The sequence below is a fragment of the Shewanella mesophila genome (assembly GCF_019457515.1).
GTDB lineage: Bacteria > Pseudomonadota > Gammaproteobacteria > Enterobacterales > Shewanellaceae > Shewanella > Shewanella mesophila.
This window is the reverse complement of sequence record NZ_CP080421.1, coordinates 3,087,861-3,101,851: the sequence shown is the minus strand read 5'-3', so window position 1 is coordinate 3,101,851 and position 13,991 is coordinate 3,087,861. Positions and strand designations below refer to the sequence as shown.

At 43.2% G+C, this 13,991-nt stretch carries 11 protein-coding genes; 10 read left to right on the top strand and 1 reads right to left on the bottom strand.

Going from position 1 to position 13,991, the window contains the following annotated elements; genetic code table 11:
* Positions 1-311 precede the first annotated feature (311 nt).
* A complete protein-coding gene (gene rpsT / locus K0I73_RS13775) occupies positions 312-578 on the bottom strand; it encodes a 30S ribosomal protein S20 (RefSeq protein WP_220061644.1) in 267 nt (88 codons plus the stop codon).
* Between the two features lie 247 nt (positions 579-825).
* Here rpsT and murJ point away from each other — a divergent pair, with 247 nt between their 5' ends.
* From murJ to K0I73_RS13725, 10 genes are all read left to right on the top strand, one after another.
* Complete coding sequence (murJ, locus tag K0I73_RS13770) at positions 826-2,385, top strand: murein biosynthesis integral membrane protein MurJ (protein WP_220061643.1); 1,560 nt, start codon at positions 826-828, stop codon at positions 2,383-2,385.
* A gap of 65 nt (positions 2,386-2,450) precedes the next feature.
* On the top strand, positions 2,451-3,386 hold the full coding sequence (ribF, locus tag K0I73_RS13765; RefSeq protein ID WP_220061642.1) for a bifunctional riboflavin kinase/FAD synthetase: 936 nt from the start codon (positions 2,451-2,453) through the stop codon (positions 3,384-3,386).
* A 32-nt stretch (positions 3,387-3,418) separates the two neighbouring features.
* Complete coding sequence (gene ileS / locus K0I73_RS13760; protein ID WP_220061641.1) at positions 3,419-6,241, top strand: isoleucine--tRNA ligase; 2,823 nt, start codon at positions 3,419-3,421, stop codon at positions 6,239-6,241.
* 11 nt (positions 6,242-6,252) lie between these two features.
* On the top strand, positions 6,253-6,765 hold the full coding sequence (lspA, locus tag K0I73_RS13755; protein WP_220061640.1) for a signal peptidase II: 513 nt from the start codon (positions 6,253-6,255) through the stop codon (positions 6,763-6,765).
* Positions 6,766-6,769: 4 nt separating this feature from the next.
* Positions 6,770-7,192, top strand: a complete 423-nt coding sequence (fkpB, locus tag K0I73_RS13750) for an FKBP-type peptidyl-prolyl cis-trans isomerase (protein ID WP_220061639.1) — start codon at positions 6,770-6,772, stop codon at positions 7,190-7,192.
* A 29-nt stretch (positions 7,193-7,221) separates the two neighbouring features.
* The gene (gene ispH / locus K0I73_RS13745; protein WP_220064391.1) at positions 7,222-8,151 is read left to right on the top strand and encodes a 4-hydroxy-3-methylbut-2-enyl diphosphate reductase; all 930 of its coding nucleotides are present in this window, start codon (positions 7,222-7,224) and stop codon (positions 8,149-8,151) included.
* 232 nt (positions 8,152-8,383) lie between these two features.
* Positions 8,384-8,917, top strand: a complete 534-nt coding sequence (gene pilV, locus K0I73_RS13740) for a type IV pilus modification protein PilV (RefSeq protein ID WP_220061638.1) — start codon at positions 8,384-8,386, stop codon at positions 8,915-8,917.
* Positions 8,918-9,931 (top strand): PilW family protein, encoded by a 1,014-nt coding sequence (locus K0I73_RS13735; protein WP_434086685.1) that lies wholly within the window; start codon positions 8,918-8,920, stop codon positions 9,929-9,931. It begins immediately after the preceding gene.
* A 12-nt stretch (positions 9,932-9,943) separates the two neighbouring features.
* Positions 9,944-10,402 (top strand): pilus assembly PilX family protein, encoded by a 459-nt coding sequence (locus tag K0I73_RS13730; RefSeq protein ID WP_220064389.1) that lies wholly within the window; start codon positions 9,944-9,946, stop codon positions 10,400-10,402.
* A gap of 2 nt (positions 10,403-10,404) precedes the next feature.
* On the top strand, positions 10,405-13,989 hold the full coding sequence (locus K0I73_RS13725) for a pilus assembly protein (protein WP_220061637.1): 3,585 nt from the start codon (positions 10,405-10,407) through the stop codon (positions 13,987-13,989).
* Positions 13,990-13,991 lie beyond the last annotated feature (2 nt).

Below are 13,991 nucleotides of genomic sequence, written 5' to 3'. Positions count from 1 at the left end.
GATTGGTATAATAAGTGAGCCTAAAGCTGATAATTGGTCTTCGCGTTGACGTCCGTGGTAGCGGCTCGATAGGGAAAAGCTAACTGTGGTGATTGTTGTGGTGAAAAAGCGGGGTGGATCGTATATGAGCGAGAATAGAGCATTGGGTCGTTTGAAGCATGTTTTACGGTAGCAAGCATTGTTTTTATTGAAAGGCTGGCATGTTTCCCTGTTGACGACTGAATGATTGAGTACAGTGATCCTAATCGCCAGTACAAATTTTAGTTATAAAAAAACCGGCTTGAGCCGGTTTTTTTATGTCGCTAACAGAATTAAGCAGTTAGTGCTTTGATTCTGGTATTCAAGCGAGACTTTTGACGAGCAGCTTTATTCTTGTGAATAAGGCCTTTAGTCGCCATACGGTCAACAATTGGTTGTGCAACATTAAATGCTTCAGTCGCCGCTTTGTGATCGCCAGCGTGGATAGCAGCGATAACTTTTTTAACGTATGAACGTAACATTGAACGACGGCTAGCGTTATGCTGACGACGTTTTTCAGATTGAAGCGCGCGCTTCTTTGCAGACTTGCTATTAGCCAAGGTGCAACTCCTAAAAGGGTTAGATATTTTTAAAGGTCGAGGAATATGCCTTTTTTTTGTCACTTTGTCAATGACAATGATCGGATCTTTATCTTAAAGATAAATTAATCAGAGCAGTCTTGGCGTTCTTCAACCTAACTCGTGTAATATGGTGCGCAATTCTAGCAGCAAAAGCTGCATGGTGACAGCGTTAAGTCGACTTTTTTAGATGATTTTGTCACTGTCTGTGCTCGGTTCAGGAGTTATTTTGAGCAGAAAACTTTTTAAGTCAGGAATGATTGTCAGTGCTATGACATTGATTTCACGTGTATTAGGCCTTGTTCGTGATGTGGTTATTGCTAATTTGATGGGGGCAGGCAGTAGTGCCGATGTCTTTTTCTTCGCAAACAAAATCCCCAATTTTTTAAGGCGACTCTTTGCCGAAGGCGCATTTGCTCAAGCATTTGTTCCCGTTCTCACTGAATATCAAGAGAAGAACAGCGATGAGGAGGTGCGTGAATTGCTCTCTAAAGTCGCGGGTACATTGGGCGGCTTGGTAACCATTGTGACGCTGATCGGCGTTATAGGATCTCCTGTGTTGACAGCGTTGTTTGGCGGAGGTTGGTTCTTAGCATGGTTAAATGACGAACCTAATGGCGAGAAGTTTGAGTTGGCGTCTTTGATGTTAAAAATCACGTTTCCTTATCTGTGGTTTATTACCTTTACTGCTTTGGCTGGATCAATTCTTAATACCAGAGGACGTTTTGCGGTATCTGGTTTTACACCTGTTTTCTTAAATGTTGCCATTATTGCTGCAGCAATCTACCTCGCGCCCACATTGGATCAGCCTGAAATCGGTCTTGCATGGGGAGTCTTTGCTGGTGGTGTTATCCAATTTCTATTTCAACTGCCCTTTTTGTTTCGAGAGAAAGCGCTGGTTAAGCCATCATGGGGATGGCACCATCCCGGGGTAGTTAAGATCAGAACCTTAATGATCCCCGCTTTGTTTGGTGTGTCGGTATCACAGATTAACTTGTTGTTAGATACCTTTATTGCAAGTTTTTTAGTTACAGGCTCGATAAGTTGGCTCTATTATTCGGATCGATTATTAGAATTCCCCTTAGGACTGTTTGGCATCGCCATCGCCACCGTCATTTTGCCTGCGTTATCGAGAAATCATGTTAATGCCGAAAGCCCAGGTTTTTCTAAAACCATGGATTGGGGGGTTAAGGCTATTTTGTTAATGGGGTTGCCTGCGATGTGTGGCCTTATTGTATTGGCAAAGCCCATGTTAATGGTGCTGTTTATGAGAGGGGCTTTTACTCTTGATGACGTTGACATGGCTTCCTACAGTTTAATGGCCTATGGCAGTGGATTATTAAGCTTTATGTTAATTAAGGTTTTGGCTCCAGGGTACTATTCACGGCAAGACACTAAGACACCTGTGCGATATGGCATCATCGCAATGGTGAGTAATATGGTATTTAACCTTATTTTAGTTTTCCCTTTTGGGTATATTGGTTTGGCTATTGCGACCTCTATGTCGGCGCTGCTTAACGCTTCATTACTCTATCGAGGATTGCATAAGGCGGGGGTATATCAGATTCGTAAACAGACCTTACTGTTTTTCGTTAAATCAGCATTGGCGTCGATATTAATGGTAGTTGCCCTATATCAATTTCTTCCAGCGATAGATGAGTGGCTCGTTTTTTCGTTCTCGCAGCGGATAATTCAGTTACTTGAGTTGATTTGCGGCGGTGCTGCAGTCTATTTATTGAGTATGTTATTGTTAGGAATTCGTCCTTGGAGGATGAAAGCTGGCTTTTGAGTGCTGATTATCGTGCTTAGCTGGTATATAATCCGCGAACTTATGCTTGCTAGTTATTGAATGTAATGGAACTGATCCGCGGTATACATAATATTTTACCTAGGCACAGAGGCTGTGTGTTAACTATTGGTAACTTCGATGGAGTACATCGAGGTCATGCTGAGGTGATTGCTGCGCTTGTAAAAAAAGCCCAGCAACATGGCGTACCAGCCACTCTGATGACTTTTGAGCCTCAGCCTCAAGAGCTGTTTATGGGGGATAACGCACCTGCGCGACTTAGCCTATTACGTGACAAGATTGTATTGCTAGGAGAGTTAGGCATAGAGCGTTTACTCTGCGTTAATTTCAATCGCAAGTTTGCGAGTATGCCTGCTGAAGACTTTATTGAGCAGTTACTGGTCAAGCAATTAGGGGTTAAGTATCTGGTTGTCGGCGACGATTTCTGTTTTGGTAAACAGCGTAGTGGCAATTTTAAGGTGCTTAAAGAGGCGGGTGAGAAGTTTGGTTTTGCGGTTGTGAGCACTCAGAGCTTTCTTTTGGCCGACAAAAGAGTGAGTTCGACTGAGATTCGTTCGCAACTTGCTAAAGGTAATTTAGAGCAAGCTCGTCGACTCTTGGGACATCCTTTTACCTTATGCGGTAAGGTGGCTCATGGCGAAAAAATTGGGCGGACAATCGGATTTCCAACGGCCAATATTGCGCTAAAGCGCAAAGTATCTCCTGTTAGAGGGGTCTTTGCGGTGAGACTTTATTGGGATGGTAGTGATATTTATGACGGTGTGGCTAATGTTGGTTTTAGGCCTACGGTCAATGGTCAAAATTGTCAATTAGAAGTGCACTTGTTTGATTTTGATGGCGACCTTTACGGTAAAACTGTCGAAGTTGAGCTGGTGGCAAAAATTAGAGATGAACAGCCATTTAAATCTTTAGATGCGCTGAAGCAACAAATTAAAAATGATGCTGACAGAGCACTGGCTCTGCTTGGCTTTGATGCAGGCTGAGCTCTTTTAGCTAAATTAACGGTATGGGATCAATGAGCGACTATAAATCTACTTTGAATTTGCCGGAAACAGAATTTCCGATGCGTGGTAACTTGGCTAATCGTGAGCCAGAGATGTTGAAGTCTTGGACTGAAAATGGTCTATACCAGAAGATTCGTGAAAGTCGTATTGGCGCAAAGCCTTTTATTTTGCATGATGGCCCTCCATATGCGAACGGCGATATCCATATTGGACACTCAGTAAATAAAATTCTTAAAGATATCATTATTAAGTCTAAAACCCTGTCTGGTTTTGACGCGCCTTACATTCCTGGTTGGGACTGTCATGGTTTGCCTATTGAGTTAAAAGTTGAGCAGAAGGTCGGTAAGCCAGGTCAAAAGGTTAGCGCGGCTGAATTTCGTCAACAGTGCCGCGAATATGCCGCGAAGCAAGTTGATGGTCAACGTGAAGACTTTATTCGTCTAGGTGTTTTTGGCGACTGGCAAAATCCATATTTAACAATGGATTTCAGCACTGAAGCCAACATCGTTCGCTCACTATCTAAAGTGATTGAGAGTGGCCATTTGCATAAAGGTGTTAAGCCTGTGCATTGGTGTACCGATTGTGGTTCGGCCCTTGCTGAAGCTGAAGTTGAGTACGAAGATAAAAATTCACCCGCAATTGATGTCGCTTTCAGTGTTGTCGATAAGCCAGCTCTACTCGCTAAGTTTGGTGTGAGTGATTACGTCCATCAAATCTCAATGGTTATCTGGACCACGACGCCATGGACATTGCCTGCTAACCGAGCGCTGTCTGTTGCCGGCAACATCGAATATACCTTGGTAGAGATGATCAAAAATGGTCAAGCGCAAGCACTAGTGCTTGCCGATGAATTAGTTGAGTCTTGCCTTGAGCGTTATGGTGCAGAGTCACATACCGTTTTGGGTAAAGCTCAAGGCTCTGCATTAGAATTATTACGTTTTAATCATCCATTTTATGCGTTCGATGTCCCGGTTATCTTAGGCGACCACGTTACTGTCGATTCTGGTACTGGTGTGGTTCATACCGCTCCTGGTCATGGTCAAGACGACTTCGTTGTCGGTCAAAAATATGGCTTAGAAGTGGCTAACCCTGTTGGTGACAATGGCGTTTATAAAGCGGATACTGAGATTTTTGCAGGTCAGCATGTCTTCAAAGCAAATAAGAGTGTTATCGAACTACTCGAAGAGAAAGGCACTCTGTTAAATTATGTGGTGATTAATCATAGTTACCCACATTGCTGGCGCCATAAAACCCCAATTATCTTCCGCGCAACGCCGCAGTGGTTTATTTCTATGGATCAAAAAGGTCTTAGAACCCAAGCGTTAAGCGAGATCGAAAAGACGCAATGGATCCCTGATTGGGGCCAAAGCCGAATAGAGAAAATGGTAGAGAATCGTCCAGACTGGTGTATTTCGCGTCAGCGTACATGGGGCGTGCCTATCACTCTATTTGTGCACCGTGAAACCGAAGAGCTGCACCCTGACAGTGTTGCGCTCATGGAGCGTGTTGCTAACCGTATAGAGCAAGAAGGGATCCAAGCATGGTGGGATCTAGATGCATCGGAACTACTTGGTGATGAAGCCGAGCTGTATCGTAAAGTCACCGATACGTTAGACGTATGGTACGACTCAGGGTCGACTTTCTCATCTGTTGTCGCGTCTCGTCCAGAATTTAACGGACACCCAATCGACCTGTATCTCGAAGGTAGCGATCAACATCGTGGTTGGTTTATGTCATCTTTGATGATCTCAACGGCAATGAACGGTAAAGCACCTTATAAGCAAGTGCTTACTCACGGTTTTACCGTTGATGGCCAAGGCCGCAAGATGTCTAAATCGGTAGGTAACGTGATTGCACCGCAACATGTCACCAATAAGTTGGGTGCCGACATTCTACGTCTTTGGGTTGCAGCTACCGATTATAGTGGCGAGATGACGGTTTCTGATGAAATCTTAAAGCGCAGTGCCGATGCTTATCGTCGTATTCGTAATACAGCACGATTCTTATTGGCTAACCTCAATGGTTTTAACCCTGAAACCGATATGGTTGCAATTGAAGATATGGTTGCGCTAGATCGTTGGGTGGTTCGCCGCGCCGCAGCATTGCAACAAGAACTGCTTGAAGCTTATGAGCAATATAACTTCCATGTAGTTACTCAGAAATTAATGCAGTTCTGTTCAGTTGAACTAGGTAGTTTCTACTTAGATATCATTAAAGACAGACAGTATACGGCTAAAGATGACAGCAACGCGCGTCGTAGCTGTCAATCAGCCTTGTATCTAATTTCTGAAGCTATGGTTCGCTGGATTGCACCAATTTTGAGCTTCACCGCCGATGAGATCTGGAACTTACTACCAGGTGAACGTAGCCAATTTGTGTTTACTGAAACTTGGTATGACGGTTTAGCGTCTGTGACCCTTGAGTCAGATTTAAGTGACGAGTATTGGGAACAACTACTCAGCGTGCGTGCAGAAGTCAATAAAGTGATTGAAAATGCCCGCCGAGAGAAACAAGTTGGCGGCTCGTTAGAAGCTGAAATCACTCTGTATGCTGACGAAGAGCTTAAGTCGTCTTTGGCCATACTGGCAGATGAGCTGCGTTTCGTCTTATTAACCTCTAAGACAACGCTAGTTGATTTGGCTGATGCTCCAGCTGATGCTATCAGTACTGAGCTTGCGACGCTTAAACTTGGGTTGAAAAAGTCGACTGCTGAGAAGTGTGATCGCTGCTGGCATCACCGTGAAGATGTTGGTCAGGTCGTTGAGCACCCAACGTTATGTACGCGTTGTGTGACTAACATCGAAGGTGACGGCGAAGTTCGTCAATTCGCATAAGGGAACAGTTGATGCCATCTAGCTGGAAAGAGAGTGGCTTGCGTTGGTATTGGGTAGTTGTGTTGGTGTTTATCGCCGACCAGCTATCTAAGCAATGGATTTTAGCCAATTTTGACCTTTATGAGTCAATTAAATTATTGCCAGTTTTTAACTTTACCTATGTGCGTAACTATGGTGCGGCATTTAGTTTTCTAAGTGACGCCGGTGGCTGGCAACGCTGGCTATTTACCATGGTGGCGGTTGGTTTTAGCACGCTGTTAACGGTTTGGCTTAGAAAGCAATCGAGCGGAATGTGGCGATTAAATTTAGCCTATACTCTGGTGATCGGAGGTGCGCTTGGAAATCTAATCGATAGATTACAGCATGGTTTTGTTGTCGATTTTCTCGATTTCTATTGGAATATGAGCCATTTCCCGGCGTTTAATATAGCCGATTCGGCAATTTGCATAGGTGCAGGCCTTATTATCATTGACTCATTTATCACTGAAAGTAAACCAAATGGCGAAGATGCCGCAAAGGGGTAATTAAGTGTCTGTATCTCGATCATTGTTATGCCATATGAATATTGTGCTTGAAGACGGTTCTACAGCCGATAGCACTAAAGCGTCTGGTAAGCCGGCTAAATTAAATATTGGCGATGAAACCTTAAGCCCAGCGTTTGAGGCGGAGCTCATTAATCTTAATCAAGGCGACAAGCATAGCTTCACCCTGCAAGCGGTCGATGCCTTTGGTGAATCAAATCCTGATGCGATTCACCATATGGATAGAAGTAAGTTTCCTGCTGATATGAGTTTAGAAGCTGGCGTTATCGTCAGTTTCGATGGGCCAGGTGGCAGTGAAATCCCCGGTATTGTGCGTGATGTTATCGGAGATTCGGTTACTGTCGATCTTAATCATCCTTTGGCTGGCCGTGCTGTTACCTTTGAATTAGAAGTGGTTCAGGTACTTTAATTATGACAATGATTAATCCTCCTCAAAGCTTGCAAATTAAGTTGGCTAATCCCCGTGGTTTTTGTGCTGGGGTAGATCGTGCAATTAGCATAGTCGAGCGAGCGCTTGAGCTATTTTCTCCACCTATCTATGTGCGTCATGAAGTCGTTCACAACCGCTATGTGGTGCAGAATTTAAAAGATAGGGGCGCTGTATTTGTTGATGAGCTAAATCAAGTACCTGATGATAGCATTGTTATCTTCAGTGCTCACGGTGTGTCACAAGCGGTCCGAGCCGAAGCTAAGCAACGTGGATTAAGAGTTTTCGATGCAACTTGCCCATTGGTGACTAAAGTTCACCTTCAGGTGACTCGGGCTAGCCGCAAAGGCATCGAATGTATTCTTATTGGTCATGCTGGGCACCCTGAAGTTGAGGGGACCATGGGGCAATACGATAATCCTGAGGGTGGAGTCTTGTTAGTCGAGTCTCCAGCTGATGTTGAAGCGTTAGTGGTTAAAGATCCTGATAACCTCTGTTTCGTGACCCAGACTACGTTATCTATGGATGATACTGCTGGCGTTATCGCTGCGCTGCAAAAGCGTTTCCCCTCGATACAGGGCCCGCGTAAAGATGATATCTGCTACGCGACTCAAAACCGTCAGGACGCGGTACGTAATGTTGCCGATGATGTGGATCTGTTTATTGTTGTAGGTTCAAAAAATAGTTCGAATTCGAACAGGCTTAAAGAGCTGGCAATAAAGAAGGGGACACAATCTTATTTGGTCGATAATGCTGATGATATTGTACCTGGATGGTTTAACGGTATCGAAAAAGTGGCTGTTACGGCTGGAGCATCGGCACCTGAGGTACTGGTAAAGCAGGTTATCGATGCCATTGCTAAGCTCGCACCCAGTGTTATCACCGAAGTCGAAGGCCGCAAAGAGGATACTGTTTTTGCCGTGCCAGTAGAGCTTCGCTAGTCAACATACTGAATAAAATTAAAAAAGGAGGCTTAGCCTCCTTTTTTAATGTCTGAAATATAGTCAAGATATATGACATTATATTTTTAGACTCTAATGTTACTAGCGAGTAACATTCGACTAAACTATGATTAACTAGTATAGTTTAGTGTTATGCTAACTTTCAGATTTTAAAAGACTAAATGACTGAAATGACTGTCAAAAGTATGACTTTTACTGGAGATTTGACACCATGGTAAAGCGTGGGCAAGGATTTACCCTGATTGAGGTGATGGTATCGCTGGTGATCATGGTAATCGGATTAATAGGGATATTTAACCTTCACATCGTTGCCAAGCGAGGTAGTTTCGAGTCTTTTCAGCAAACTCAAGCCTCCTATTATGCCAATGATATTATTAATCGGATGAAGCTGAATTCAACTCAGCTAGCAAGCTACGCTGGCACTTACAGCGGAATCCCTTCCTCTGCAACGGCATGTAATGTGGCGGTTTGTACACCATCTCAGATGCGATTGAGGGACATTTATGAGTGGCAATCGTCATTCACGGGAGCTGACGAGACTGTAGGTACGCAAAATGTGGGTGGTTTAGATACACCAACTGCCTGTATTGAGGTTAGTGCCAATACTGTAACCGTAGTCCTCGCATGGCGAGGAATTCGAAAGACGACAATTGACACCAGTTCTCCCATCGTTGATACCTCGACATCTTGCGCTGCGAGTAAAGAGAATCGCCGCATATTTTCCATTCGAACAGTGATCATTTAGATGAAATATATGGCTAATAATTTGAAAACATTTCAATCAGGTATGTCGCTGGTTGAGTTAATGGTCGCTATGGTCATCGGCCTGTTTTTAACTGCTGGCGTGTTTACTATGTTCAGTATGTCGTCATCTAATGTGACGACAACCAGTCAGTTTAATCAATTACAAGAAAACGGCCGGATAGCTCTGGCTATTATGGAGCGTGATATAAGCCAACTGGGTTTTTTTGGTGATTATACCGGGAATGACATAGATACTACCAACCCTAATGTTATGTCGGCAGCAGTACCCAATGATTGTTTCGGCGGAGGAGCTAATAATGCGACACTTCCAAATACAACTGGGCTCCAATTTAGGCGCGTTTGGGGTTATGAAGCTGGTGTTAGTGCAGTAGGAATAAATTGTTTGACTGGGGTGCGAGCAAATACCGATGTCATTCAGCTTAAAAGACTCCTGGGGCCATGGGCTCCTTTACCGCTTAATGCTTCGCGTCACTATGTCGTAACCGCATCAGATGACGCAATTTTTTTCACTGGTGGGCAAGCTTTGCCTATTCTTGGAAATAGTCGAATTTGGGAGTATCTGCATCATATTTATTTTATTAAAAATGACGGTGAGGTACCAGTTCTGAGACGACGTACGCTGACGGTCACTAATGGCATGAATAACGAAGAACAACTAGTCGAAGGAATAGAAAATATTCGAGTGTTATATGGGTTTGATGATGATGGTGATGGTGTAGTTGATATATATAGACCTGTTTCTAACGTTTCAAATTTAATGTGGGAGTCTGCATTAATGAGTCCCACTACAGATGCAACATTACCTGCGCTACCCCGTTTGGTTGCTGTAAAAATATATGTGTTGGTTAGGTCGCAGCAAGAAGACTTTACTTACACCAATGATGTTGAATATCAGTTAGGAGATAAAACAATAGCCGCGCCTAAAGACCACTATAGGCGTAAGGTTATGGCAACAACCGTAATTTTAGAAAACCCAATGCTTATAGGGAGCTAGATAATGGTACAAATCAAAAAGCAAGAAGGTGTGGTGCTGTTTTTTTCGTTAATTGTTCTCATCACTATGACAGTTATAGGTGTTGCTTTAGCCGTAAACTCTACTCAATCATTAAGAATGGCTGGGGCCGGCGCTGAACGTATTGAAGCAAAGGCATTAGCTGATGGTGGCATCGCTGCCGTTTTATTAAATAAGACTCCAGCATTTTTAGCAACTATGTCCAATGTTGATAATGCCAATAACTATTCCGATGGGACACAAGTGTTAACTCCGCTTCCTTTGGTTGATGATGGGGCTGGTGGTCTTAAGGTGGAGCCTAAAAATGTGAGCTGTCAACGTACTAAGTGGACCAGCTCGAACTTGGAATGTCGACGTATTGAGATCTCTAGTACGGTAAGTTTTGGTCGGGATAATCTAGGTCAAGTTACAGTGGTTACAGGTATTGAGCAGGAAGTGCTCGCTGGGAGTTGAACATGAAGTTTAATCAAATATTATGTGCAAGCCTTGTTGCTGCATTAACACTGCCGGCGCAATCACTGGCTGACGATACCGATTTGTATTTAAATCCAGAGTTGACTCAAAACCGTAGTAAAGTTTTAATCATATTTGATAACTCTGGCAGTATGGATGCAGAGGTTGAGGGGGCTCAAAAGGGTTATGACCCTACCGTAACTTACCCTGCTGTTGGGAGTTCCAATTCGTATCAAGGTAGAATGATCTATTTTACTGTAGGCACGGGGATGGACGAGTCCTCATTGCCTGTACCAGACAGTCCTTCTGAGTCTCGTCGGTTCAATGAATTGATTAACGGGTGTTCGACGGCAAAAACAGCGTTGGATAAGTATGGTCGTTTTACAGGGTATATTAGAGAGTTTAAGTTTACTGGTAACGGTAAAGGTACTTGGCAACAGATTAAAGAAAATAGTGGTGCTGAAAAAAACAACCCTGTTGATTGTGGTGAAGATATTGAAGCGGGCATAACTGATAATAATAAGAGTTTAACTGGGTATGAATCTGGTTATCCCCAGGATAGTGTTAAATCTGGCAATACTTATATCCCCTATGGTACTACAGACTCCGCTGCGCAAGAGAACGCTAAAGCTATTAGTTTTGGTTCAGGGGAGTTAGTGACTCTCTATACCGATAATTACCTACGTTGGTACACACTGTATAAAGGTGGTTTGCTGCCACCCGACGAAACTCCACCAACTCGGCTAGAAATGGCGCAGAATGCAATTACAGGTGTGATTAGCTCTATCCCATCTGTCGATTTTGGTTTAGCACTTTTTAATTTAAACTATCCTTATGAAGGATACAGGGATGGTGGCCGCATTGTTGCGGGCATTAAGCAAAGGACCAGTACAGAAAAAGATACATTAATTAATACAGTAGAGAATATTCCTGCTGAAACAAATACGCCTTTGTGTGAAACGTTATTTGAAGCTTATCGATACTTTAGCGGTGGAAGTATTACTTTTGGTCATTCTGATAGTAACTATTCGAATTGGTATCGAGCTAACAGACCGCCCTATGATTCAAACATTGAAGCGAATGGTAGTTATAAATCTCCATTGACTGAGTGCGCTAAAATTGCGTACGTGATTTATATCACCGATGGTGCGCCAACGGTTGATACAAGTGCGAATAATTTTATAAAAGCGTTAAATGATGCGCCATATGAATATGACACCGTTAGGAATAGGTCTAGCTATTTACCTGCATTAGCAGGATATATGTATAACAATGATATCCTGCCTAATGTAGATAATTTTCAACGAGTTATTACTCATTCAATTGGTTTTAGTTTAGCAGAGGGCTCTGAAGCTGAGCCATTATTGATTGAAACTGCTAGACGCGGTGGTGGTAAGTACTTTGCTGCTAATGATACCGCACAGTTACAAGAAAAAATTAGCAATATAGTTGATGAAATCACCAAGACAGGTCAGCGTTTTTCCGCTCCAGGTGTGGCTTTTAGTAACGCAGACCCTACAAGAACATTGGATTCTGCATATTACGCACTCTTTCGCCCTTCTCAAAGTCCAAAATGGGCTGGTAATCTCAAAAAGTTAAAAGTGAATTCTAGCGGAGCTCTCGTTGATGCAAAAGGTAAGTTAGCGATTGATAGCTCTGGGGGGATCTCAGAAGCGGCTTGTAGTTTTTGGAGTGATTGTGCAGGAACACCTGATGGTAATGATGTTATTCTTGGGGGGGCCGCTAGAACTATTTCTCCCGACGAACGTAACTTATACAGTGATATCGGCTCCGGTGGCTCCGTTACTGCCTTCTCTGTGGCTAATGCGGCATCATATGCTGGAGGAACGAGCTCCTTAGCGACATACATGTCATTGCCAGATTCGACTGCTGACTTAACTAAAGCGTTTGAATGGATTAAGGGGAATAATGTTGATAAAGCCGATGACGGAGAGTTCACATCTGAGGACTTTTCTGGAGTACGAGGCGACATAGTAGGCGATCCGCTGCATTCACAACCGCTTGCGATAGATTATGGCGGCGATGGTTCCAATGTGGTTATATTCTTCGGAACAAATCATGGGATGCTTCATGCTTTTAAAGATACAGGTTCATCAGTTTCTGAGAGCTGGGCATTTATGCCCTATCAATTGCTTCCCAATGTCACGACTCTTAGAGGGAATAATTATGCTCTAGGTCATAGTGTGTATGGAATGGATGGCTCACCTGTCGCGTATTTAGAGAGAAACTCTAGTGGTGCAATAACTAAAGCGTGGTTATTTATTGGTATGCGCAGAGGTGGTGAAACATACTTTGCGTTTGATGTTACAGATCCTTCTGCCAAACCCAAATTATTGTGGAAAGTGTCTAATAGTACCGATGGATTCACCGATTTAGGACAAACTTGGTCAACCCCAGTTGTGACTAGAATCCCTGGTTCTGACAAACCAGTAGTAATTTTCGGCGGTGGTTATAATCATGGCTATGACTCTGGTACGGGAGAAAACTCCGACGGACGTGCTGTTTTTATTGTTGATGCAGAAACAGGCTCATTAGTGCATAAATTTGGAGCGAGTGGTAACACCATATTAAGTGGTATCGAAGATTCAGTCGTTGGCTCTATCGCGACGTTGGATAGTGATAGTGACGGCTATACAGATAGATTGTATGCATCAGATTTGGGCGGTAAAGTTTGGCGTATGGACATGCCATCTGATGATAAGACTACTTGGAGTGGGTTTAAGTTCGCTGATTTGGGGGGCGTATTAAGTAACGATCGTCGTTTCTTTTATGAGCCAATTGTTGCCCAAACCTACTTTACCAACACGACTAAAGTTACTGTTACGGATGGGTCAGGTACGACAACAACTGTCGCCTATCAAAATGTTCCCTATGATGCTGTGACTTTAGGAACAGGTAATAGGGCAGAACCATTAGATCGAACAACTAATGATATGTTTTATGTCTTACAAGATAGAAATGTTATAACTCAACAGTTTGGTTCTGGTGGTTCAGCCGTACCTGAAGCGATTACTTTTTCGAATCTCTATAATGTGACATCAGCGTCACCGACTACAGAGGCTGAAAATATCGAATTTGGTACAAAGAGAGGTTGGTATTATGACTTTCCTGTTGCTGGGGAAAAAAGTTTATCGCCTTCAATCATCATTAGAGGAAAGGTTTATTTTACGTCCTTTATTCCGACACAACCAGCGGCTGATCAAGATGTATGTACCGTTTCTTCTGTTGGTAGATTGTATACATTAGATCTACATAAAGGTGCCCGTTATTCTGAAGAGTATGTTATTGACGTATGTGATAATTGTATTCCGCAACCTCCAAAGATCATCACTCCGCCAGTAGATAAGCCAATTCCTTGCGAGGGGGAGGGATGTCCACCGCCATCTTGTGAAGGAGAGGAGTGTCCAAATCCTCCGGAGCCGGAGCCTGATTGTGAAAGCAAGATTATGTTGCTCATTGGTAAAGGTATTTGTGATGAGAATGGATTTAATTGCAAAGGAACAATTAACCTTGATTCCTGTTTAAACACCAATAAACTTTACTATCATCAAGATGAGAATAATTAGTA

Bases quoted from the DNA above. Each gene is read 5' to 3' on its own strand.
- K0I73_RS13735 (WP_434086685.1), top strand. From the start codon at position 8,918: ATGAAATATATGGCTAATAATTTGAAAACATTTCAATCAGGTATGTCG.
- K0I73_RS13725 (WP_220061637.1), top strand. From the start codon at position 10,405: ATGAAGTTTAATCAAATATTATGTGCAAGCCTTGTTGCTGCATTAACA.
- ileS (WP_220061641.1), top strand. From the start codon at position 3,419: ATGAGCGACTATAAATCTACTTTGAATTTGCCGGAAACAGAATTTCCG.
- lspA (WP_220061640.1), top strand. From the start codon at position 6,253: ATGCCATCTAGCTGGAAAGAGAGTGGCTTGCGTTGGTATTGGGTAGTT.
- ribF (WP_220061642.1), top strand. From the start codon at position 2,451: ATGGAACTGATCCGCGGTATACATAATATTTTACCTAGGCACAGAGGC.
- pilV (WP_220061638.1), top strand. From the start codon at position 8,384: ATGGTAAAGCGTGGGCAAGGATTTACCCTGATTGAGGTGATGGTATCG.